General features: G+C 65.9%; 19 protein-coding genes and 3 tRNA genes. 18 read left to right on the plus strand and 4 right to left on the minus strand.

Annotation, left to right across the window (positions count from 1 at the left end):
• Nucleotide 1 precedes the first annotated feature (1 nt).
• Entirely contained in the window at nucleotides 2-526 is a 525-nt protein-coding gene (locus tag WFK61_RS14745) for a gluconokinase (protein WP_336812852.1), read from the plus strand.
• A 9-nt stretch (nucleotides 527-535) separates the two neighbouring features.
• Here the strand turns inward: WFK61_RS14745 and WFK61_RS14750 are convergent, their stop codons facing one another.
• Complete coding sequence (locus tag WFK61_RS14750; protein WP_336812853.1) at nucleotides 536-1,972, minus strand: multicopper oxidase family protein; 1,437 nt, start codon at nucleotides 1,970-1,972, stop codon at nucleotides 536-538.
• 188 nt (nucleotides 1,973-2,160) lie between these two features.
• Here WFK61_RS14750 and WFK61_RS14755 point away from each other — a divergent pair.
• The 6 genes from WFK61_RS14755 (at nucleotide 2,161) to WFK61_RS14780 (ending at nucleotide 9,266) form a co-directional block, all read left to right on the plus strand.
• Nucleotides 2,161-2,245 (plus strand) — tRNA-Leu (locus WFK61_RS14755).
• A 141-nt stretch (nucleotides 2,246-2,386) separates the two neighbouring features.
• Nucleotides 2,387-3,817: a trigger factor gene (tig, locus tag WFK61_RS14760; protein WP_336812854.1), complete on the plus strand. Its 1,431-nt coding sequence runs from the start codon at nucleotides 2,387-2,389 to the stop codon at nucleotides 3,815-3,817.
• A 163-nt stretch (nucleotides 3,818-3,980) separates the two neighbouring features.
• Nucleotides 3,981-4,604, plus strand: coding sequence for an ATP-dependent Clp protease proteolytic subunit (locus WFK61_RS14765; protein ID WP_257731782.1), 624 nt, complete (start codon nucleotides 3,981-3,983; stop codon nucleotides 4,602-4,604).
• Nucleotides 4,605-4,869: 265 nt separating this feature from the next.
• Complete coding sequence (clpX, locus tag WFK61_RS14770) at nucleotides 4,870-6,141, plus strand: ATP-dependent Clp protease ATP-binding subunit ClpX (RefSeq protein WP_199092832.1); 1,272 nt, start codon at nucleotides 4,870-4,872, stop codon at nucleotides 6,139-6,141.
• A 347-nt stretch (nucleotides 6,142-6,488) separates the two neighbouring features.
• On the plus strand, nucleotides 6,489-8,915 hold the full coding sequence (gene lon / locus WFK61_RS14775; RefSeq protein ID WP_336812855.1) for an endopeptidase La: 2,427 nt from the start codon (nucleotides 6,489-6,491) through the stop codon (nucleotides 8,913-8,915).
• A 138-nt stretch (nucleotides 8,916-9,053) separates the two neighbouring features.
• A complete protein-coding gene (locus WFK61_RS14780) occupies nucleotides 9,054-9,266 on the plus strand; it encodes a DUF6525 family protein (RefSeq protein ID WP_336812856.1) in 213 nt (70 codons plus the stop codon).
• A gap of 23 nt (nucleotides 9,267-9,289) precedes the next feature.
• On the opposite strand, the gene WFK61_RS14785 is transcribed toward WFK61_RS14780, so the two are convergent.
• Nucleotides 9,290-9,365, minus strand: a tRNA-Val gene (locus tag WFK61_RS14785).
• Nucleotides 9,366-9,479: 114 nt separating this feature from the next.
• Between WFK61_RS14785 and WFK61_RS14790 the strand changes: the two genes are divergently transcribed.
• The 8 genes from WFK61_RS14790 (at nucleotide 9,480) to WFK61_RS14825 (ending at nucleotide 15,953) form a co-directional block, all read left to right on the plus strand.
• Nucleotides 9,480-9,947 (plus strand): hypothetical protein, encoded by a 468-nt coding sequence (locus WFK61_RS14790; protein WP_336812857.1) that lies wholly within the window; start codon nucleotides 9,480-9,482, stop codon nucleotides 9,945-9,947.
• Between the two features lie 115 nt (nucleotides 9,948-10,062).
• Nucleotides 10,063-10,139: transfer RNA gene (locus WFK61_RS14795), tRNA-Asp, on the plus strand.
• 475 nt (nucleotides 10,140-10,614) lie between these two features.
• Entirely contained in the window at nucleotides 10,615-11,787 is a 1,173-nt protein-coding gene (locus tag WFK61_RS14800; protein WP_336812858.1) for an ABC transporter substrate-binding protein, read from the plus strand.
• 118 nt (nucleotides 11,788-11,905) lie between these two features.
• Entirely contained in the window at nucleotides 11,906-12,832 is a 927-nt protein-coding gene (locus tag WFK61_RS14805) for a branched-chain amino acid ABC transporter permease (RefSeq protein WP_336812859.1), read from the plus strand.
• 2 nt (nucleotides 12,833-12,834) lie between these two features.
• Nucleotides 12,835-13,830 carry a branched-chain amino acid ABC transporter permease gene (locus WFK61_RS14810; protein WP_336812860.1) on the plus strand — a complete coding sequence of 332 codons (996 nt, stop codon included), beginning with the start codon at nucleotides 12,835-12,837 and terminating at the stop codon, nucleotides 13,828-13,830.
• Entirely contained in the window at nucleotides 13,823-14,572 is a 750-nt protein-coding gene (locus tag WFK61_RS14815) for an ABC transporter ATP-binding protein (protein ID WP_336812861.1), read from the plus strand. The genes WFK61_RS14810 and WFK61_RS14815 overlap by 8 nt, the downstream gene beginning before the upstream one ends.
• A gap of 166 nt (nucleotides 14,573-14,738) precedes the next feature.
• Nucleotides 14,739-15,437, plus strand: a complete 699-nt coding sequence (locus WFK61_RS14820; protein WP_336812862.1) for an ABC transporter ATP-binding protein — start codon at nucleotides 14,739-14,741, stop codon at nucleotides 15,435-15,437.
• Nucleotides 15,438-15,494: 57 nt separating this feature from the next.
• Nucleotides 15,495-15,953, plus strand: coding sequence for a cupin domain-containing protein (locus WFK61_RS14825; RefSeq protein ID WP_336812863.1), 459 nt, complete (start codon nucleotides 15,495-15,497; stop codon nucleotides 15,951-15,953).
• A 133-nt stretch (nucleotides 15,954-16,086) separates the two neighbouring features.
• Here the strand turns inward: WFK61_RS14825 and WFK61_RS14830 are convergent, their stop codons facing one another.
• Nucleotides 16,087-17,331: a flavin-dependent oxidoreductase gene (locus WFK61_RS14830; protein WP_336812864.1), complete on the minus strand. Its 1,245-nt coding sequence runs from the start codon at nucleotides 17,329-17,331 to the stop codon at nucleotides 16,087-16,089.
• Between the two features lie 86 nt (nucleotides 17,332-17,417).
• Complete coding sequence (locus WFK61_RS14835) at nucleotides 17,418-18,296, minus strand: LysR substrate-binding domain-containing protein (RefSeq protein ID WP_336812865.1); 879 nt, start codon at nucleotides 18,294-18,296, stop codon at nucleotides 17,418-17,420.
• A 106-nt stretch (nucleotides 18,297-18,402) separates the two neighbouring features.
• Between WFK61_RS14835 and WFK61_RS14840 the strand changes: the two genes are divergently transcribed.
• Genes WFK61_RS14840 through phnY form a run of 3 tightly spaced genes read left to right on the plus strand, consistent with a single transcriptional unit; the run spans nucleotide 18,403 to nucleotide 22,266 of the window.
• Nucleotides 18,403-19,548, plus strand: a complete 1,146-nt coding sequence (locus WFK61_RS14840) for a 2-aminoethylphosphonate--pyruvate transaminase (RefSeq protein WP_336812866.1) — start codon at nucleotides 18,403-18,405, stop codon at nucleotides 19,546-19,548.
• A 17-nt stretch (nucleotides 19,549-19,565) separates the two neighbouring features.
• Nucleotides 19,566-20,813: a phosphonoacetate hydrolase gene (gene phnA / locus WFK61_RS14845; protein ID WP_336813013.1), complete on the plus strand. Its 1,248-nt coding sequence runs from the start codon at nucleotides 19,566-19,568 to the stop codon at nucleotides 20,811-20,813.
• Between the two features lies 1 nt (nucleotide 20,814).
• A complete protein-coding gene (gene phnY / locus WFK61_RS14850) occupies nucleotides 20,815-22,266 on the plus strand; it encodes a phosphonoacetaldehyde dehydrogenase (RefSeq protein ID WP_336812867.1) in 1,452 nt (483 codons plus the stop codon).
• Nucleotides 22,267-22,273 lie beyond the last annotated feature (7 nt).

Below are 22,273 nucleotides of genomic sequence, written 5' to 3' on the forward strand. Positions count from 1 at the left end.
GGTGGCGCAGGCAGCAAGCGGCGGCCGCCCGGCCGTCATCGTCGTCATGGGCGTCGCGAGCTCGGGCAAGACCTCGCTCGGCGAGCGGCTGGCGGAGCGCCTCGGCTGGCCCTTCCGCGACGCCGATTCCTTCCATCCGCCGGAGAACGTCGCCAAGATGGCCGGCGGCACGCCGCTCACCGATGACGACCGCAAGCCCTGGCTCGCGGCCATCGCGGCCTGGATCGATGATCTCCGGGCCAAGGGCGAGCATGGCATCGTCACCTGCTCGGCGCTCAAGCGCGCCTACCGGCAGGTGATCGTCGGCGACCGGCCGGATGTCGCGCTGGTCTATCTGAAGGGCTCGCGCGAATTGATCGGCCGGCGCATGGCCGCTCGCCAGCACCATTTTATGCCGCCGGCCCTGCTCGACAGCCAGTTCGCCGCGCTGGAAGAGCCGGGCGACGACGAGAAGTCGCTGGTCGTCTCGGTCGAGGACAGCAAGGACGCGATCGTGCAGGACGTGGTCGAGCGGCTGGGCCTCTGAGGACCAGCCTCACGTTACCTCGAACCAGCTCCACAGCCCGAGGTCGAAGCGCTCCAGCACCGTCGACGAGATCAGCCAGCGGCCGGGATTGTCGGCGATGAAGGCGATGTGCAGCTTCTTGCGCTCGGGGATCTGCACGGTGTCGAGGAAATAGTTCTCCCAGCCATCATCGAGCGGGTGCAGCAGCCGGAAGCTGTGGCCGTGGACATGGAACGGCTGGATGAAGGCGGTGCGGTTGTCGATCGCCATCACGATCGGCGTGCCGCGCTTGACGCTGAACAGCGGCTTGCCCTCGAACGAGCCTATGCCGCCATTGACCCGCCACGGGCTGGCGAGGTCGAGCCCGGTGAAGTCGAGCTTCTGGTCCTCGGTCAGCCTGGCGCCGCCCTCGATCACGAGTTCGGGGCGAAGCGCGTCCTGCATCCGCACCCCGAGCGGCAGGGCAGGGTTGAGCTTGAGGGCCGGCGTCGCAGCTGGTGGTACCTGGGGCTGCCCCGCGGTCACGATCCGCACCAATGGCAGCCCGCCGCCGATCAGGGCGCTGACATTGACGGCCGCGCCGACCTCGATCGGCAGGTCGAGGGTCACGTCGTAGCGCGTGCCCGGCGCGAAGGGCAGTTGCGAGCGTACGGGCTCGAAGCTCTCGGTCGGCTGGCTGTCGACCGCGATCACGGTCGCCTTTCCGCCGTCGAAGCGCAGACGCATGATCCGGGCATTGCAGGCATTGGCGAGCCTGAGGCGGATGCGCGCGCCGGGGCGGGCGGTGATCGGCTGCGGCGGCGAGCGCCCGTTGACGGTAAGCCAACTGCCGAGCCGCCCGGCCGAGGCCGAGGCATTGCCCTGCAGCACGAAGGGCTGGATCGCCTGATCGTCGCCGATCAGCCAGTCGGTGATGAGGACGGGCAGGTCGAGATCGACCGCGGGCGGTTCCTTCTCCTCGACGATGACGAGCCCGCTCAGGCCCCGGCCCGCGGGTTCGGATGAGCCGCCGGCCCGGAGCGGGCGATAGAGCAGGGTGCCCGAATCCTGCGGCGTGATCCGGAACTCGCCGGTTTCACCGGGGGCGATCGGCGGGCGCGTGAAGCTGGCGGCGCCATCGCGCTCGGCCTCGCCGCGCAGCCCGTACCAGTGCAGGTCGAGCGGTGCCGTCGTCTTGTTCTCGAGCTTCAGCGCCAGCGTCTCGCCTTGCTTGATTCGCAGGGGTTGGGCCGGCGTCGCGCCGTCGAAGGTCCAGATTTCGGTATCGACCGGCGGCGACGGGCGCAGCCGGGCCTTCGCCGGCCCGGCGACGAGTGCCTGCCGCTTCGGCTCGGCCGCGGGCTTGGAAGACGGCGCCGGCGCTTGCGCGAAACCGGGCGGCGACGCGATCAGGCAGGTGCCGCCGAGCCCCGCCAGCATATGGCGGCGCGTGAGCGAGGGGCGGGCGGCGGCTGGCAGCTTCGTCATGGTCTATCGCATAATCCGGCCGGCCGGTTCTGGCGAGAGCCGGCCGTGCCCAGGCTTCGAAACGCGCTGCAGCCGCCCTGTTTTGCAGAACCGTCATTTTTTTGCTGCATGGCCCGGCCGAAATGCGTATAGGCCTGCGGCTTGACGATGGCCGCGCTGCGTTTGCTCGCGCGCAGCGCTATCGGCCGGCGGGCGTGGCGGAATTGGTAGACGCACTGGTTTTAGGTACCAGCGGCGAAAGTCGTGGGGGTTCGAGTCCCTCCGCCCGCACCATCGGTCTGCAAAGATCATCGCGCGCCCGTCAGGGTGCGAAAGCGATGATCGATATGAGAGTTTTTCGCGAGCGCGGCGGCGGTCGGAACCGGCGTCGCGCTTTGGACATTGAGACGTAAACGAGCTGTTGGCGGTAGAAAAATGAACGTGACCGAAACCCTGTCCCAGGGCCTCAAGCGCGAATTCCAGGTGGTGCTGAACGCCGCCGACCTGAAGACCAGGCTCGATGACAGCCTCCAGGACCTCCAGGGCAAGGCCAAGATCAACGGCTTCCGCCCGGGCAAGGTGCCGGTCGCGCATCTGCGCCGTCTCTATGGCCGCTCGGTCATGTCCGACGTGCTGCAGAACGCCGTCAACGAGGCGAACCAGAAGATCGTCGCCGACAACAACCTGAAGCTCGCCTTCGAGCCGCAGATCCGCTTCCCCGAGAACAAGGAAGAGATCGAGGCCGCGATGGAGGCCAAGGGCGATCTCGCCTTTACCGTCGCGCTCGAGGTTCTTCCGAAGATCGAGCTCGCCGACCTCTCGGACGTCTCGCTCGTGAAGCCGGTCGCCGAGGTTCCGGATGCCGATGTCGACGCCGCGCTGCTGCGCATGGCTGCCGGCAACCGCAGCTACACCTCGAAGGGCGAGAAGGCCAAGGCCGAGAAGGGCGACCGCCTGATCATCTCCTTCGTCGGCACGCTCGACGGTGAGAAGTTCGACGGCGGCACGGGCGAGGGCATCCCGCTCGACCTCGGCGCCGGCCAGTTCATCCCGGGCTTCGAGGAGCAGCTCGAGGGCGCCAAGAACGGCGAGACCCGCACCGTCAAGGTGACCTTCCCGGAGAACTATGCGGCCCAGAACCTCGCCGGCAAGCCGGCCGAGTTCGAAGTCACCGTCACCGACGTGCAGGGCCCGGACGCCGTCAAGATCGATGACGAGCTCGCCAAGGCCTTCGGCATGGAGTCGCTCGACAAGCTCAAGGAAGCCGTGAGCGAGCAGATCGGCCGTGATTTCGTCGCCCAGTCGCGCCGCAAGCTCAAGAAGGGTCTGCTCGACGCGCTCGACGGCAAGTACACCTTCGAGCTGCCGCCGACCCTGGTCGAGCAGGAGTTCTCCAGCGTCTGGAGCCAGGTCGAGGCCGACATGAAGTCCGCCAACAAGACCTTCGCCGACGAGGACACCACCGAGGACGCCGCCCGCGCCGACTATCGCAAGATCGCCGAGCGCCGCGTGCGCCTGGGCCTCGTGCTGGCCGAGATCGGCGAGCAGGCCAAGGTCCAGATCTCGGATGACGAGGTCACCCAGGCCCTGATCGAGCGCGCTCGTCAGTTCCCGGGCCAGGAGAAGGAAGTCTGGGACTTCTATCGCAAGAACCCGCAGGCTCTGGCCGAAATCCGCGCCCCGATCTTCGAGGAGAAGGTCGTCGACCACCTCCTCGGCCAGGTGAAGGTCGAGGACCAGACGGTTTCGCGCGAGGCGCTCTACGCCGACGAGGACGCCGAGGAAGCCACCGAGGCCAAGCCGAAGAAGGCCGCCGCCAAGAAGGCGAAGAAGGCCGAAGCCAAGGCCGACGACGCCTCCGCCTGAGCCTCAAGGCAACCTTAACGACAGCTAATGCGCCGCCGGCCTTCGCGACCGGCGGCGCTTCCCTTTTCAGCCGCGATTGCCGTGCTTATGTGGGTGGCTTCCTAAACGCTGCCGATTCGATATTGCGCCGGTCACCCGGCGCCTTCACCTCAAGGACAGATCCATGCTTCGCGATCCGCTCGAGACCTACAACAATCTCGTCCCGATGGTGGTCGAGCAGTCGAGCCGCGGCGAGCGCGCCTTCGACATCTATTCGCGCCTGCTGCGCGAGCGCATCATCTTCCTCACCGGCCCGGTCGAGGACTATTCGGCCTCGCTGATCGTGGCGCAGCTCCTGTTCCTCGAAGCCGAGAACCCCAAGAAGGAAATCTCCTTCTACATCAATTCGCCCGGCGGCGTGGTCACCTCCGGCCTCTCGATCTACGACACCATGCAGCTGATCCGTTGCCCGGTGACGACGGTCTGCATCGGCCAGGCCGCCTCGATGGGCTCGCTCCTGCTGACGGCCGGCGCCAAGGACATGCGCTTCGCCCTGCCGAACGCGCGCATCATGGTTCACCAGCCCTCCGGCGGTTTCCAGGGCCAGGTCACCGACATCCTGATCCACGCCAAGGAAGTCGAGAGCCTGAAGAAGCGCCTCAACGAAATCTACGTGAAGCACACCGGGCGCTCCTACGAGGACATCCACGCCGCGCTGGAGCGCGACAATTTCATGACCGCCGAGCAGGCCAAGGAGTTCGGCCTGATCGACAAGGTCATGGAGCGCCGGCCGGAGACCGAGGCCTGATCGGGCGCTCGCGATCCTGTGGGTTGGCCCTGCTCATCGCAGCCCCCATATTGAATGAGGGACGGCCTCGTGTTTGCATGGGGCCGGGGGTGAGCGGACATGCGCTCCATTCTGATCCGGCTTGGGCCGGCCCTGCGTATCCGAATGTACCGGAACGGGCCGTTAACCTAATCATCGTGATCTGAGCGCTTAAGTATGACGGAGAGACGACGGCCGCCCCGCCAAGCGTGAGGCAGCCCTCGGCTCCCGAACTGGAGATGGACGGATGGCTAACAAGCCCGGCGGCGACTCGAAGAGCACGCTTTACTGCTCTTTCTGCGGCAAGAGCCAACACGAGGTGCGCAAGCTCATCGCGGGCCCGACCGTGTTCATCTGCGATGAATGCGTCGAGCTCTGCATGGACATCATCCGCGAGGAATCGAAATCCGCGCTGGTGAAGTCGAAGGACGGCGTGCCGACTCCCAAGGAGATCCGCAAGGTCCTCGACGACTACGTCATCGGCCAGGAGCACGCCAAGAAGGTGCTCTCGGTGGCGGTGCACAACCACTACAAGCGCCTCTCGCACGCGACGAAGCAGAACGACGTCGAGCTCGCGAAGTCGAACATCCTGCTGATCGGGCCGACCGGCTCGGGCAAGACGCTGCTCGCGCAGACGCTCGCCCGCATCCTCGACGTGCCCTTCACCATGGCTGACGCGACGACGCTGACCGAGGCCGGTTATGTCGGCGAGGATGTCGAGAATATCATCCTCAAGCTGCTCCAGGCCTCCGACTACAATGTCGAGCGGGCGCAGCGCGGCATCGTCTATATCGACGAGATCGACAAGATCAGCCGCAAGTCGGACAACCCCTCGATCACCCGCGACGTCTCGGGCGAGGGCGTCCAGCAGGCGCTGCTCAAGATCATGGAAGGCACCGTCGCCTCCGTGCCGCCGCAGGGCGGGCGCAAGCATCCGCAGCAGGAGTTCCTGCAGGTCGATACGACGAACATCCTCTTCATCTGCGGCGGCGCCTTCGCCGGTCTCGACAAGATCATCTCGAGCCGCGGCAAGGGCACCTCGATCGGCTTCGGCGCCAAGGTCGAGGCCCCGGATGATCGCCGCATCGGCCAGATCTTCCGTCAGGTCGAGCCCGAGGATCTCCTGAAGTTCGGCCTGATCCCCGAATTCGTCGGCCGTCTGCCGGTCCTGGCGACGCTGGAGGATCTCGACGAGCCGGCGCTGAAGACCATCCTGACCGAGCCGAAGAACGCGCTGGTCAAGCAGTATCAGCGCCTGTTCGAGATGGAGGACACCCAGCTCACCTTCACCGACGAGGCGGTCAGCCTGATCGCCCGCAAGGCGATCGAGCGGAAGACCGGCGCGCGTGGCCTGCGTTCGATCATGGAAGGCATCCTGCTGGAGACCATGTACGAGCTGCCCGGCCTCGAAGGCGTCGAGCAGGTCGTGATCGGCCCCGAGGCCGTCGAGAACAAGGCACGCCCGCTCTTCATCTATGCGGAGCGCGAGGACGAGACGAAGACGGCCTCGGCCTCCTGATCTCTCCCGCATTGCGACAACAGGACGCGCGCCCCTTGGCGCGCGTTTTGCGTTTCAGATGACACAGCGCCGGCGCGGTATCGCATCGCGGCAGCCCTGCGCGAGATCGAACCGCCTGACGTCGCGGTATCCGTCCTTCGTCTGCTGCAGGACAGCGGTGCATGAGCCGGATACCTCGCTTGAAAGCCGGCGAGGAAGTCTCCACTTTAGGTGCACTTGCGAGAGTCGCATGCCTGATGAGGGTGCGATGCGCGAGGGCGGAGAGGCGAATGGTCGCCTTGGCCGCATACGTCCGATCGCTCCGCCCATCTTGGGGGTCCGCCGGGCGCAACTGCAAAGGAACTGCCATGACTGGCTCGACGCCCCGCGCTCCTTTCGTCACAGGCGAGACCGGCACCTATCCGGTTCTGCCTTTGCGCGACATCGTCGTTTTCCCCCATATGATCGTCCCGCTCTTCGTCGGCCGCGAGAAGTCCATCCGCGCGCTTGAGGAAGTGGTGAAGACGGACGGGCTCATCCTGCTGGCGACCCAGAAGAACGCCGGCGACGATGACCCGCAGCCCAACGAGATCTACGAGATCGGCACGCTCGCCCGCGTGCTGCAGCTGCTGAAGCTGCCCGACTCCACCGTGAAGGTGCTGGTCGAGGGCGTCGGCCGCGCCAAGGCGCTGTCCTACTCCGCCTCCGATTCCTTCTACGAGGCCGAGGCCACCGGCCTTGCAGAGGAAGAGGGCAAGAAGGTCGAGGTCGAGGCGCTGGCCCGTTCGGTCGTCAGCGAGTTCGAGAGCTATGTGAAGCTCAACAAGAAGATCTCGGGCGAGATCGTCGCCGCGGTGACGCAGATCGACGAGCCGGCCAAGCTTGCCGACACCGTCGCCTCGCATCTGGCGGTCAAGATCGCCGATCGCCAGGGCGTGCTGGAGATCACTAACGTCGCCCACCGGCTGGAGAAGGTCCTGTCGCTCATGGAGAGCGAGATGTCCGTGCTCCAGGTCGAGAAGCGCATCCGCTCGCGCGTCAAGCGCCAGATGGAGAAGACCCAGCGCGAGTACTATCTCAACGAGCAGATGAAGGCGATCCAGAAGGAGCTGGGCGACGGCGAGGAAGGCCGTGACGAGCTGGCCGAGCTGGAAGAGCGCATCGCCCAGACCAAGCTGACCAAGGAAGCCCGCGACAAGGCGACGGCGGAGCTGAAGAAGCTGCGCCAGATGTCGCCGATGTCCGCGGAAGCGACCGTCGTGCGCAACTATCTCGACTGGATGCTCGGCATTCCGTGGGGCAAGAAGTCCAAGATCAAGAAGGACCTCAACGCCGCCCAGCTGGTGCTCGACGACGATCATTTCGGCCTCGACAAGGTCAAGGACCGCATCGTCGAATATCTCGCCGTGCAGCAGCGTGCCAACAAGCTCGCCGGTCCGATCCTGTGCCTCGTCGGCCCTCCGGGCGTCGGCAAGACCTCGCTCGGCAAGTCGATCGCCAAGGCGACCGGTCGCGAGTTCGTGCGCATGTCGCTCGGCGGCGTGCGTGACGAGGCCGAGATCCGCGGTCACCGCCGCACCTATATCGGCTCGATGCCCGGCAAGATCATCCAGTCGATGAAGAAGGCCAAGACCTCGAACCCGCTCATCCTGCTCGACGAGATCGACAAGATGGGCCAGGATTTCCGCGGCGATCCCTCGGCGGCCCTGCTGGAGGTGCTCGACCCCGAGCAGAACTCGACCTTCAACGATCATTACCTCGAGGTCGATTACGACCTGTCGAACGTGATGTTCGTGACGACGGCGAACACGCTGAACATTCCGCCGGCCCTTCTGGACCGCATGGAGGTGATCCGCATCGCCGGCTACACCGAGGAAGAGAAGACCGAGATCTCGCGCAAGCACCTGATCCCGAACGCGATCAAGAAGCACGGGCTCGACGGCAAGGAGTGGTCGATCACCGACGAGGCTCTGCAGACTCTGGTTCGGCGTTACACCCGCGAAGCCGGCGTCCGCAGCCTTGAGCGCGAGATTTCCAACACGGTCCGCAAGGGCGTGAAGGACATCGTGCTTGGCAGGAAGCAGAAGGTCGTCGTCAACGAGCCGCTGCTCGAAGAATATCTCGGCCCGCCGCGCTATCGCTACGGCATGGCGGAGACGGAGGATCAGGTCGGTGTCGTCACCGGTCTGGCCTGGACCGAGGTCGGCGGCGAATTACTGACGATCGAGGGCGTCATGGTGCCCGGCAAGGGCCGCATGACCGTCACCGGCAACCTGCGCGACGTGATGAAGGAATCGATCTCGGCGGCGGCATCCTATGTCCGCTCGCGGGCCGTCGATTTCGGCATCGAGCCGCCGCTCTTCGACCGGCGTGACATCCACGTCCACGTTCCCGAGGGGGCGACCCCGAAGGACGGTCCCTCGGCCGGCATCGCGATGGCGACCACCATCGTCTCGATCCTGACCGGCATCCCGACCAATCGCGACGTCGCCATGACCGGCGAGGTCACGCTGCGGGGCAGGGTGCTGCCGATCGGCGGGCTTAAGGAGAAGCTCCTGGCGGCGCTCCGCGGCGGCATCAAGAAGGTGCTGATCCCCGAGGAGAACGCCAAGGACCTGATCGACCTGCCGAAGTCCGTCCGTGACGGGCTGGAGATCGTCCCGGTCGCGCGCATGGAGCAGGTGCTCCAGCACGCGCTGACCCGCCAGCCGGTTCCGATCGTCTGGGAAGAGGATCTCAAGGCCCCGCTGCCCAAGGGCGGGGACGAGGATGCAGCGGGCGTCGTCGCCCACTGACCTCCGGTCTTGAAAGAACAAGCCGCCGGTGCGCAAGCGCCGGCGGTTTTCGTTTGGGGCGAGGTTGGAGATTGCGGCAAAGCCCGCCCGTGATCATCTTGAGCCCACTCTCGCGCGGGCGAGCTTGATCAAAGAGCCATGAAGCTGCGACGCATTTCAAAGCACAGGGTGAACCCGGATCGCTGGGCGGCGTTCGATAGCCTCCCCCAGCCGGTGCGGCAGGCGCTGGCGCAGGCGGCTCATCCGCTGGACCCGCTCAAGCTGATGGGTGCCGGCAGCGTCGACGACGCGCTCCGCCGGATTGCCCGGCTCGATGCCGCAGCCAGACGGCGCGCGGATCGCTCCGAATAGCCAGAACTGTCGGTGTTGGTTGATGGTGGGCGGTGACGGGCTCGAACCGCCGACCCTCTCCGTGTAAAGGAGACGCTCTACCAACTGAGCTAACCGCCCCACGCCGTCGCGTTTAAGGCCTCGGCAGCCGCATCGCAAGCATTGTCGGCGCGACGCCTGCAAACGTGGCCCGGGGCCGAATTCCGCCATCTTCATCGTCACCTTGCCGGTGCCATGAACACGCACAGCCTGAACCGCCATCGCCCTGTCCTGCGCCATGCAGGCGTCGCTGCCTGTCTCGGGCTCGCCCTCGTCGCGGGGCAGGGCGCGGCGCAGACGCTCCTGCCCGATTCCTTCTTCGCCGATCGCCCGGCCTTCTCGCATCCCGAGCAGCCCGCGAAGCCGGCGAGCTGCGAATCCATTCCCGCGCAGCTTCCCGATTCGATTCCCGCCGATTCGCGCGTCGACATGGCGATTGCGGGAACGGTCAGCCTCGTCCGCACGGATGGCGCGCTCTGGTATGTCGCTGTCTGCGCCGAGCCCGGCGTCCGGGTGCTTTGCGTGACCTATGGCGCCGGCGACCTGAAACCCGGCGACAGGGCGGTCCTGCGGGGCGGATATAACCGCCAGGACAAGCGTCACGTCCTTCTCGATCCCTGTCTCGCATCGCCCGAAAGCAGGGACGGCGCGAACGATCCATAAGCCGGCCGAGGATATTTTTCCCCAGATGTGATTTTGCCGGCGACACTCGCTTGACACTTCAGGCCGGGGGCAATACTCACCACGTCGCTGACGGCGAACGCCTCAGCCGCCCAGCGCGGGCGTAGCTCAGTTGGTTAGAGTGCCGGCCTGTCACGCCGGAGGTCGCGGGTTCGAGCCCCGTCGCCCGCGCCATTTAAATCAAAGACTTATCCATAGTCTTATCTCCTCCATTACATGTCGCTAGCCAGCACCGTTACACAGTTCGTCGCGATTTGTTCTCGCGAAACTGGCTCGGCCACTCTCCCGATCGCCTTCACTTCTCGCACTGCTGCGCGGTTGGCGGGGGCGTAGGCCTGCCCGCAGAGGGCAACCGTCCCCAGGCCAGACTGGCGTCGATCTCGTGCACGGCACCGGCGCGTGGCTTCACAGAAATGGCACCAGGCCGGCGGGTCGCGCTCGATGGGCGCAAGGTTCCCCCGGGGCCCAGCGGCAATCTCCCTTTCCGAAACCCCCGGAATGAGCCAAGGATGCGGTCGGCAGGCGGCGGGTCGAATTTTCCGGCAGGTCGCTCTTGCAGATATTTTAAGCTTGAAACATTATGGGTTGCGCGAGCCAAAGAAATCCGAGGGAACGGGGCCGCGCTACATCTTCTTTCGGGAGAGCATCGATGACGACATTCAGGTTCGGTCTGGCAATCGGTTGCGGCGCGCTGGCCTTGTCCATCGCTGCGGCACAGGCGCAGGAGCCGATCAAGATCGGCGTGGTCAGCGTGCTGACCGGCCCGGCCGCCTCGCTCGGCCAGCAAGTCCGCGACGGCTTCCAGCTCGCGGTCGACAAGAACGGCGGCAAGCTCGGCGGCGTGCCGGTCAAGATCACGGTGATCGACGATGAGCTGAAGCCCGATGTCGCGGTCGAGCGCGTGCGCTCCTTCGTCGAGAGCGAGAAGCCGGCCTTCGTCGTCGGCCCGGTCTTCTCGAACATCCTTGGTGCCATCGCCAAGCCGGTGCTCGATTCCGGCGCCTTCCTGATCAGCCCGAATGCCGGCCCCTCGACCATGGCGGGCAAGGCCTGCAACAAGAACTTCTTCGTCACCTCCTACCAGAACGATCAGGTTCACGAGGTTCTCGGCAAATACGCGCAGGACCAGAATTACAAGCGGGCCTATATCATCGCGCCGAACTATCAGGCGGGTAAGGACTCGCTCGCCGGCTTCAAGCGCTATTTCAAGGGCGAGATCGTCGACGAGGTCTATGCGCCGCTGAACGCGATGGATTTCTCGGCCGACCTCGCCAAGATCGCCTCGTCCAAGCCCGATGTCGTCTTCGCCTTCCTGCCCGGCGGCCTTGGCGTCAACTTCGTCAAGCAGTGGTCGCAGGCCGGTCTTCAGGGCAAGATCCCCTTCCTCTCCGCTTTTACGGTCGATGAATCGACCCTGCCGGCGCAGCAGGACGCCGCGGTCGGCCTTTATGGCGGCATGACCTGGGCGCCCAACATGGACAACGCGCAGACGAAGGACTTCGTCAAAGCCTATGAGGCGGCCTACAAGATCGTGCCCGGCTCCTATGCCCAGCAGTCCTACGACGCGGCCATGCTGATCGATTCCGCCGTTAAGGCGGCGGGCGGCGCCGGCAATCCCGACAAGCTGCGCGAGGCGATCAAGAAGGCCGATTTCACCTCGCTGCGCGGCAAGTTCAAGTTCAACACCAACGGCTACCCGATCCAGGACTTCTACCTCGTCAAGGTCGCCAAGCGCGCCGACGGCAAGTTCCAGACCGAGATCGACCAGAAGGTGTTTTCGGACTACGCCGATCCGCACGCCAAGGATTGCGCGCTGAAGTGACGCGAAGCGTCATCCTCGGGCGAAGCGAAGCTTCGGCCCGGGGATCTCTTCGTCACGAGATGCTCGGGGCAAGCCCGAGCATGACGTCCTGTGACCGGCCCTGACATAGGACCGCGCAATGACTCTCAGCCTCCTGATCGTCCAGCTCCTCAACGGCCTCCAGTTCGGCGTCCTGCTGTTTCTGGTCGCGGCCGGGCTGACGCTGGTCTTCGGCGTGATGGATTTCATCAATCTCGCCCATGGTGTCCAGTACATGCTGGGCGCCTATCTCGCCGTGACCTTCGTCAGCCTGACGGGCTCCTTCCTGCTGGGTCTCGTGCTGGCGCTGGCCGCGGCGCTGCTGCTGGGGCTCGCCCTCGAATTCCTGGTCTTCCGGCATCTCTATGAACGAGACCATCTCGATCAGGTGCTGGCGACCTTCGGGCTGATCCTGCTGCTGAACCAGGCGGTGAAGATGATCTGGGGCGCGGCACCGCTCTCGGTGCCGGTGCCTGAATTCCTGTCCGGCAATGTCCGGCTGATGGATGGCATCCTCTATCCCGTCTACCGCTTCGCCCTGATCGCGGCGGGGCTCGGCGTCGGCGCGCTGCTCTGGTTCGTGGTCGAGAAGACCCGCACCGGCATGCTGCTGAGGGCAGGGGCCTCCAACGCGCCGATGGTCTCGGCGCTCGGCGTCGATATCCGCAAGCTGTTCATGGTGGTCTTCGCCTTCGGCACGATGCTGGCGGGCTTTGCCGGGGCGATGGCGGCGCCGATCCTCTCGGTCGAACCCGGCATGGGCGATACGGTGCTGATCCTCGCCTTCGTCGTCATCGTCGTCGGCGGCATCGGCTCGATCCGCGGCGCCTTCGTGGGCGCATTGATCGTCGGCCTCGTCGACACGCTCGGCCGCTCCTCGATGAACGACCTGCTCCGGCTGTTCATGGCGCCGGCCTCGGCGCGCGCGACGGGCGCAGCGCTCTCCTCGATGCTGATCTATCTGGTCATGGCGGCGGTATTGTTCGTCCGGCCCGAGGGGCTGCTGCCGGCCAAGGGGCGCTCGTGACCATGGCGGGCACCTCCTCGAATTCCGCTGCGACGGCGGCGCGGCCCCAGGCGCCGACCGTGCGCCGGCTCGCTCCGCTGGTCATCTTCGCCCTGCTCGCGCTGTTGCCGCTGGCGTCCGCGCTCGGCCTGCCCGGGCACTGGCTGACGCTGGTGACGCGGGCGATGATCTTCGCGATCGCGGCGCTCTCGCTCGACCTGATCCTTGGCATCGGCGGCCTCGTCTCCTTTGGCCACGCCGCCTTCATCGGCATCGGCGCCTACGGCACCGGCATCTTGATCACCGAGGGCCGGACCGAGCTTCTGGTGGCGCTGCCGGTGATCCTGCTCGTCTGCGCCGTCTTCGCCGCGATCACCGGTTATGTCTCGCTGCGCACGCGCGGTGTCGCCTTCATCATGATCACGCTCGCCTTCGGGCAGATGGCTTTCTATTTCGCCCAGGCGCTCTCGGCCTATGGCGGCGATGACGGCCTGACGCTCTATGAGAAGAGCACGTTCTTCGGGCGCGAGATTTTCGGCAACCGCACCGGGTTCTACTATGTCGCGCTCGGCACGCTGGCCTTCTGCTACTGGCTGGCGCGGCGCATTGTCTCCTCGCGCTTCGGCCGGGTGCTTCGGGCAGCGCGGGAAAATGCCGTGCGCGTCACCGTCACCGGCTACGACGTCAATCACGTCCGGCTCGGCGCCTATATCATCAGCGGCATGATGGCCGGTCTCTCCGGCTTCCTGCTCGCCAACCAGACCGATTTCGTCAGCCCGGCCTATATGTCCTGGTCGCGCTCGGGCGAGCTGATCTTCATGGTCGTGCTCGGCGGCGTCGGCTCGCTCTATGGCGCGATCCTCGGCGCGCTCGCCTTCCTGATCACCGAGGACGTGCTCTCGAGCCTGACGCAGAACTGGAAGGTTATCTTCGGCCCGCTGATCGTGCTCTTCGTGCTGTTCACCCATGGCGGCATCGCGGGGATCGCCAACAAGCTGAGGGGGCGTCGCGATGGCTGAGCCGGCGCTCGCACTCAAAGGCCTTGCCAAGTCGTTCGGCGCGCTCAAGGTCACCAACGGGGTCGACCTCACCATCGCGCCCGGCGAGCTCCACGCGCTGATCGGCCCGAACGGCGCCGGCAAGACCACGCTGGTTCACCAGATTTCCGGGACGCTCAAGCCGGATTCCGGCGCGATCCTGTTCGGCGGGCAGGACATCACCCGCCTGCCGCCGCAGGCGCGGGCACGGGCCGGGCTCGCCCGCACCTTCCAGATCACCTCGACCATCGCCTCGCTTTCGGCGCTGGAGAATGTCGCGCTCGGCGTGCAGGCGCATAGTGCCCGTCCGCTTTCGCTCTTCCGCGACGCCGCCGGCGACGAGGCGCTCAACGCCCCTGCCTGGGAGGCGCTGGAGGCCGTCGGCCTGACCGAGCGCGCCCATGCGCCGGCCGGCAGCCTCTCGCATGGCGAGAAGCGCGCGCTGGAGATCGCGATGGCGCTGACCTTGCAGCCGAAGCTCATCCTGTTGGACGAGCCCCTGGCCGGCGTCGGCCATGAGGAGGGCGAGCGACTGATCGCGCTGCTGAACAGCCTCAAGGGCCGTTTCGCCATGTTGCTGGTCGAGCACGACATGAGCGCCGTCTTCGCGCTGGCCGACCGCGTCACCGTGCTGGTCTATGGCGGCGTCATCGCCTCCGGCGAGCCGGCGGCTGTCCGGGCCGACCCCGCCGTGCGGCAGGCCTATCTCGGCGAGGAGGGCTAGCGATGTCGGCCTATTGCTCCACCCTTGTCATTCCGGGGCTTCGCACAGCGAAGAACCCGGAACCCACGATCGGGCGAGCCCTATCCTCCGCAACTGGACCGTCGAACTCAGTCGTGGGTTCCGGGTTCGCTGCGCGCCCCGGAATGACAAGGGGGGTGCGCGCGTCATGTTGAGCGTCGAAGGGCTCGATGCCGGCTATGGCGAGGCGCAGATCCTGTTCGGGGTCGATCTCACCGTGGGCGAGGGGGAGGTCGTGACCCTGCTCGGCCGCAACGGCATGGGCAAGACCACGACCGTGCGGTCGATCATGGGGCTCCTGCCGGCAAAGGCCGGGAAGGTCGCCTTCGGCGGGCGCGATCTGACGGGCGCCGCGCCTTTCCGCATCGCGCAGGCCGGGATCGGGCTGGTGCCGGAAGGCCGCCAGATCTTCCCGACGCTCTCGGTCGAGGAGAATCTGATTGCGACCGCAGCCGACCGCTCGGGCAAGAAGCGCTGGGATCTCGGGCGCATCTACGCCTTCTTCCCGCGTCTCAGGGAACGGCGGGAGAACCGCGGCAACCAGCTTTCCGGCGGCGAGCAGCAGATGCTGGCGATCGGCCGGGCGCTGATGACCAATCCCAAATTGATCATCCTCGACGAGGCGACCGAGGGACTCGCGCCGCTGATCCGCGAGGAGATCTGGAACTGCCTGACGGCGCTCAAGGCGGAGGGCGAGTCGATCCTCGTCATCGACAAGAACGTCGATGCACTGGTCCGGATCGCCGACCGCCATGTCGTGCTGGAGAAAGGCCGTGTCGTCTGGCGCGGCACCAGCGCCGAATTGCGCAGCGACAGCGCCGTGAAGGATCGCTTCCTGCACTTTTGAGCAGGCCAGCCCAATGCCATCCGGCCCACGCGCCGGCAGATGAGGAGAGCCAAGACCATGAACCCGCTGACCGCAGGCGTGACGCGCGCCAATGAAGGCCTGGAGGGCATTTCCTGGAGCATCCTCGGCCAGACCTATGTGCCGAAGACGCTGACCGAGGAGAGCTTCTCCTGGCACGCGACCCTGCCGCCCGGCACCTTCGTGCCGCCGCATATCCACACGACGCAGGAGGAGTTCATCTACATGCTGGAGGGGCGGCTCGACCTGCTGCTCGACGGCAAGGAGAGCTTCGCAACCGCCGGCGACCTGATCTGCCTGCCGCGCAATATCCCGCATGGCCTGTTCAACAAGAGCGATGCGACGGTGAAGTGCCTGTTCTGGGTCTCGCCGACCGCACGGCTCTACGATCTGTTCTGGGGCCTGCACTCAATGGCCGAGCAGAAGCCGGCCGATGTCGTCGCGCTTTCGGCCAAGCACGAGGTCGACTTCCTGCCGCCCCCGCCCGATGCGGGTTGAGGGTGAGGCGCTTCAACGATTGCTCGTGGAACCAAGCCGTCATGCTCGCCCTTGTGGCGAGCATCCACGTCTTGGACACCGAATTGCATGAAGGAAGACGTGGATGGTCGGCACAAGGCCGACCATGACGAGGTCAGTTCTTTCCCGCCAGTTGCTCAGCTGAGAAACCGGCCTTGCCAGCATAGCCCTTGACGATCTGCTCGCGCGAGGCGTGGTCGAGCACCTGCTCGATATCGCCGAAGCCCTGCGGCGCCAGCGCCTCGACTGCGTCGATCACGCGCTCCGGCCCGCCGACCCGGTTCATCGCCACCACCTCCGCCGTTGCCGGCAGGCGCTGCGCTTCGTAAGCCGCCAGCGCCTGGCGCGGATGCTCGGCCTTCGCCAGCCAGTCGGCGAGGCAGCGCGCATCGAGGATCGCTTGCGAGGCGCCATTCGAGCCGACCGGATACATCGGATGCGCGGCATCGCCGAGCAGGGTGACGCGGCCATGGGTCCAGCGCGGCAGCGGATCGCGGTCGCACATCGGATATTCCCAGAACGTTCCGGTCGCCCGGATCAGCGCGAGGATATCGACCTCTGGCACGCTGAAGCGGCGGGCGAAGGGCAGCACGTCCTCCAGGCGGCCAGGCTTCGACCAGGCCTCCTTCGGCGGCGGCCGCTCGGGATCGCCGGTGCGGATATTGACGACCCAGTTCAGCAGGCGGGTCTGCGGCGTCGCGCCCTGGCCGATCGGGTAGAGCACAAGCTTGCCGGCCATGCCACCGGCGATGATCATGCTCTCGCCGTCGAGGAAGACCGGCCAGTCGCAGGCCCCGCGCCACATCTGCACGCCCTGCCAGCGCGGCGGCCCCTGGTTCGGGAAATAGAAGGCGCGCACGGCCGAATGGATGCCGTCGGCACCGATCAGGATGTCGCCGCGCGCGGTTTCGCCGCCCTCGCCGAAGCGGGTATCGCTGAAATGCGCGGTGACACCGCCCTCATCCTGAATGAAGCCTTGCAGCCGACGCCCGGTACGGATCGCGTCCTCGCCCAGCCGCTCGGCAACCGCGTCGCGGATCACCTTCTGCAAGCGGCCGCGATGGATCGAGAATTGCGGCACCGGCGCGCCGGCATGCAGGCCGCGCGGCTCGCTCCAGACCGTCTGTCCGAAGCGGTTCATGTAGTGCAGTTCGCGCGTGCGGATGCCGACCGCGTCGAGCGCCGGCAGCAGGCCGAGATCGGCGAGCTCGCGGATGGCATGGGGCAGGGTGTTGATGCCGACGCCGACCTCGCGGATTTCGCTGGCCTGTTCGTAGACCGTCGCGCCGATGCCGCGGGCATGGAGCATCAGCGCCAGGGTCAATCCACCAATGCCGCCGCCGACGATGATAACCCGCATCTGCCCGTCCCCTCAGGTCTTATATTTTAAGTTTGAAATATCTTTGTCCGGCTTGTCAATTTGCGCAAGGGGCAGGGGCGGCGGCTTCAACGCGTCTCGATCACGTCCTGAACCATTTCGAAGAAGCTGCGCACGAGGGGCAGGCGCTGGCGCTCGGCGCGGCAGACGATGTATTCGCCGACATCGAAATCGGCGCCGGTGATGAGGATGCGCTTCAGGCCGGCCTCCGGCTTGAACTCGGCGGCGAAGACCACGCCGATGCCGAAGCCGAAGGCGACGGCCTCGCGCACAGCCTCGCGCGACTGCACCTCCAGCAGGTTCGCCGGTTTGATCCCGGCGAGCGACAGCCGGCTCTCGAAGACCTCGCGCGTGATCGAGCCGCGCTCGCGCAGCACGATGTCCTGTCCGGCGAAGGCCTCGATCGGGATCTGGTCGTGCCGTGCCAGTTCGTGCTGATCCGAGACGAAGGCGACGAGATCGTCCGAACGCAACCGGACGCTATGGATGCGCGGATCGGAATTGGCGCGCGCCGTGATCGCCACATCGGCGGCGAAATCCATGATCTGGTCGACGACTTCGGAAGAGTTTCCGATCGTCAGCGAGAAGGTCAGGCCCGGATAGCGCTCGCGCATGCGGGCAAGCGCCGGCATGACATGGGTGGCGCTGTCGGCCGCGATGCGCAGATGGCCGCGCTGGAGCGTCCGGCTGCCGGCAAGCAGCGATTCCGCTTCATCCTCGGCCGCGAACAGTCTGGCAGTGACCACGAACAGGCTCTGCCCCAGCGGCGTCAGTTTCACTTGCCGCCCGGCGCGATCGAACAAGCGCACGCCATAGGCGTCTTCCAGCCCGCGTACCTGGGCGGAGAGGGTGGGCTGGCTGACATGGCGTGTCCTGGCGGCGCCGGTGAAGCTCTGCGCCTCGGCGACCGCATGGAAAGCCGCGAGGCCGGAATAGCTGATGGCCATGTTCTATAGATCCTATCTATGGAAGATATGGAAACGATGTATTGGACCTATGTCAATCGCGGTCCTAGCGTCCGGGTCATCCGCCGCAACACATCGCGAGACCATCATGGCCCAGGCCCGCCGCCCTGCCTCCTCCGAAACCGGTGATCCGCTTCTCCTGACCCCCGGCCCGCTGACCACCAGCAAGGCGATCAAGGAAGCGATGGTGCATGACTGGGGCTCGCGCGACGCGACCTTCGTCGGCATCAACAAGGCGGTTCTGGAAGAGCTGCCGAAGATCATCCATGGCGGCGAGGATTTCGTCACCGTGCCGATGCAGGGCTCCGGCACCTTTGCCGTCGAGGCGATGCTGACCACCTTCGTGCCGCGTGACGGCAAGATCCTGGTGCTGATCAACGGCGCCTATGGCCAGCGCGCCAAGCGCATCCTGGAGATTGCCGGCCGCGCCGTTGCCGTGCACGAGACCGCCGAGGATACCCCGCCCGATCTCGCCGAGATCGACCGCATGCTGGTGGCCGACACCGGCATCACCCATATCTTCACGGTCCATTGCGAGACGACCAGCGGTATCCGCAACCCGGTCGAGGCGATCGCCGCGCTCGCCAAACGCCATGGCCGCCGCCTGCTGATCGACTCGATGAGCGCTTTCGGCGCCCTGCCGCTCGACAGCCGCGAGGTCTATTTCGACGCGGTCGCCGCCTCCTCGAACAAGTGCATCCAGGGCGTTCCCGGCCTCGGCTTCGTCATCGCCCGCAAGAGCGCGCTGGCCGAAACCAAGGGCAATGCCACCACGCTGGTGCTCGATCTGCATGACCAGAATGCCGGCTTCGAGCGCACCGGCCAGTACCGCTTCACTCCGCCGATCCACGTCATCGTCGCCTTCCACGCGGCCTTGCAGGAATTCTGGGCCGAGGGCGGCGTCGCGGGCCGCGGGGAGCGTTATGCCGAGAACGCCCGCATCCTGATCGAGGGCATGGAAGGGCTCGGCTTCCGCACGCTGCTGCCGGCCGCCCGGCAGGCGCCGATCATCGTCACCTTCCACATGCCGCAGGACAAGAATTTCGTCTTCCAGCGCTTCTACGACGCGCTGAAGGATGCCGGCTACGTCATCTATCCCGGCAAGCTCACGGTCGCGGACAGCTTCCGCATCGGCTGCATCGGCGCACTCGGCGCGCAGGACATGCGCGCCTTCGTCGCCACAGTGTCGGATGTCCTTGATGAGATGGGTGTCGGCCTGAAGTCGGCCGCGTGAGGAGCCCTGAGATGACAATGCACACGAAGATCGGCGCGGATGTCGTTGCAAACGGCCGCAATTATGCCCGCCCGCAGCGCCCAACGGTTGTGATCTGCATGGACGGTTCGGAGCCGGCCTATATCGAGGCGGCCAGCGCCAAGGGCCTGACGCCGAACCTCGACCGGATCATGAAGAGCGGCGCAAGCACCCATGCCTATTCTGTGATCCCGAGCTTCACCAACCCGAACAACCTCTCGATCATCACCGGCCGCCCGCCGGCCTGGCACGGCATCGCGGGCAACTTCTTCTATGACCGCGAGGCCAAGGAAGAGGTGATGATGAACGATGCCCGTTTCCTGCGGGCGCCGACCATCCTCGCCGAGTTCCAGAAGACCGGCCTCAAGGTCGCGATGGTGACCGCCAAGGACAAGCTGCGCACCCTGCTCGGCAAGGGGCTCGACTTCGCTTCGGGCAGCGCCATCGCCTTCTCCTCGGAGAAGGCCGACAAGGCCAACAAGGCGGAGAACGGCATCGAGAACGTGCTCGATTTCGTCGGCATGCCGGTGCCTTCGGTCTATTCGGCCGATCTGTCGGAGTTCGTCTTCGCCGCCGGCGTCAAGCTGCTGGAGACCTTCAAGCCCGACCTGATGTATCTCTCGACCACCGACTATGTGCAGCACAAGGCCGCGCCCGGTTCGGAGATGGCGGACTCGTTCTACGCCATGTTCGACAGCTATGTCGGCAAGCTCGACGCGCTCGGCTGCACGCTGGTCATCACCGCCGATCACGGCATGAACGACAAGCACCTCGCCAATGGTGAGCCCGATGTTGTCTATCTCCAGAGCCTGATGGACGAGTGGTACGGCAAGGGCACGATGCGCGTGATCCTGCCGATCACCGACCCCTATGTCGTCCATCACGGCGCGCTCGGCTCCTTCGCCACGGTCTATCTGCCCGAGGGCGCGAGCCAGGAAGAGGTCGCCGCCCGCATCTCCGGGCTCGACGGCATCGCGCTGGCGGTGACCTCCGCCGAGGCCTGCGAGCGCTTCGAGCTGCCGGCCGACCGGATCGGCGATGTCGTCGTCGTCTCGACCCGCCAGAAGGTCATCGGCACCTCGCCCGACAGGCACGATCTCTCGGGCCTGACCGAGCCGTTGCGCTCGCATGGTGGCATCACCGAGCAGCGCGTGCCGATGATCGCCAACCGGCCGATCACGGTGCCGCAGGGCCGCACGCTCCGCAATTTCGACGTCTTCGACGTCGCCCTGAACCTGGTGAACTGAGATGAACGCGACGGTGAAGCCGCCGGTGCGGCGCGAGGCGATGCGCATCGCCGGCAAGCTGGTCACGACCGACGACATGGTCGAGGTCCACAACCCTTATGACAACAGCGTGGTCGGCCTGATCCCGGCCGCCCGGCCCGAGCATGTTCGCGAGGCCTTCGCCAAGGCCAAGGCGTTCAAGCCGAAGCTCTCGCGCTACGAGCGCCAGCAGATCCTGCAGAAGACTGCCGAGCTGCTGCGTGATCGGAAGGAGCTCTTCGCCAAGCTGATCACGGCGGAAGCCGGCCTGTGCTGGAAGGACTCGCTTTATGAGGCGAGCCGCGCCTACGACGTCTGGTCCTTCGCGGCGCAGCTCACCATCAAGGACGATGGCGAGATGTTCTCCTGCGACATCTCGCCCAACGGCAAGGCGCGCAAGATCTTCACGACGCGCCAGCCGCTGCTCGGCGTGATCTCGGCGATCACCCCGTTCAACCACCCGCTCAACATGGTCAGCCACAAGCTGGCCCCGGCGATCGCGACCAATAACCGCCTCGTGCTGAAGCCGACGGAACTGACCCCGCTGACCGCGCTGGCGCTGGCCGACGTGCTCTATGAGGCCGGCCTGCCGCCGGAGATGCTTTCCGTCGTCACCGGCAATCCCTCGACCATGGGCGATGCGATGATCACCGATCCCGACGCGGATCTGGTGACCTTCACCGGCTCCGTCCGCGTCGGCAAGCACATCGCCGACAAGGCCGGCTACAAGCGCATCGTGCTCGAGCTCGGCGGCAACGACCCGCTGATCGTCATGGAGGATGCCGATCTCGACAAGGCAGCCGAGCTTGCCGTCACCGGCGCGACCAAGAACTCGGGCCAGCGCTGCACGGCGGTGAAGCGCATCCTTGTGGTCGAGAGCGTCGCCGACGCCTTCTCCAAGCTCGTCGTCGAGAAGGCGAAGAAGCTGAAATGCGGCGACCCGATGGACCCGGAGACCGATGTCGGCTGCGTCATCAATGCCCGCTCGGCCTCGCTCTTCCAGGCCCGCGTCGACGACGCCGTGACCAAGGGCGCCGAGGTGCTCTACGGCAAGCGGGCGGAAGGCGCGCTGTTCCATCCGACCGTGGTCGACAAGATCCCCTACACCTGCGAGTTGGTGCATGAGGAGACCTTCGGCCCGGTGATCCCGATCGTCCGCGTGCCCGATGACATCGCGGAGGTGATCCGGATCTCGAACTCCACCGCCTATGGTCTCTCTTCCGGCATCTGCACCAACCGCTACGATTACATCCAGCGCTTTGTGGCCGATCTCGAGGTCGGCACGGTCAATCTCTGGGAGGTGCCGGGCTACCGGATCGAGATGTCCCCCTTCGGCGGCATCAAGGATTCCGGCCTCGGCTACAAGGAGGGTGTCGTCGAGGCCATGAAGTCCTTCACCAACGTCAAGACGTGGTCGATGCCCTGGACCGCGTGAACAAGAA

The organism is Allobosea sp. MMO-172 (assembly GCF_037147855.1).
Classification (GTDB): Bacteria; Pseudomonadota; Alphaproteobacteria; order Rhizobiales; family Beijerinckiaceae; genus Allobosea.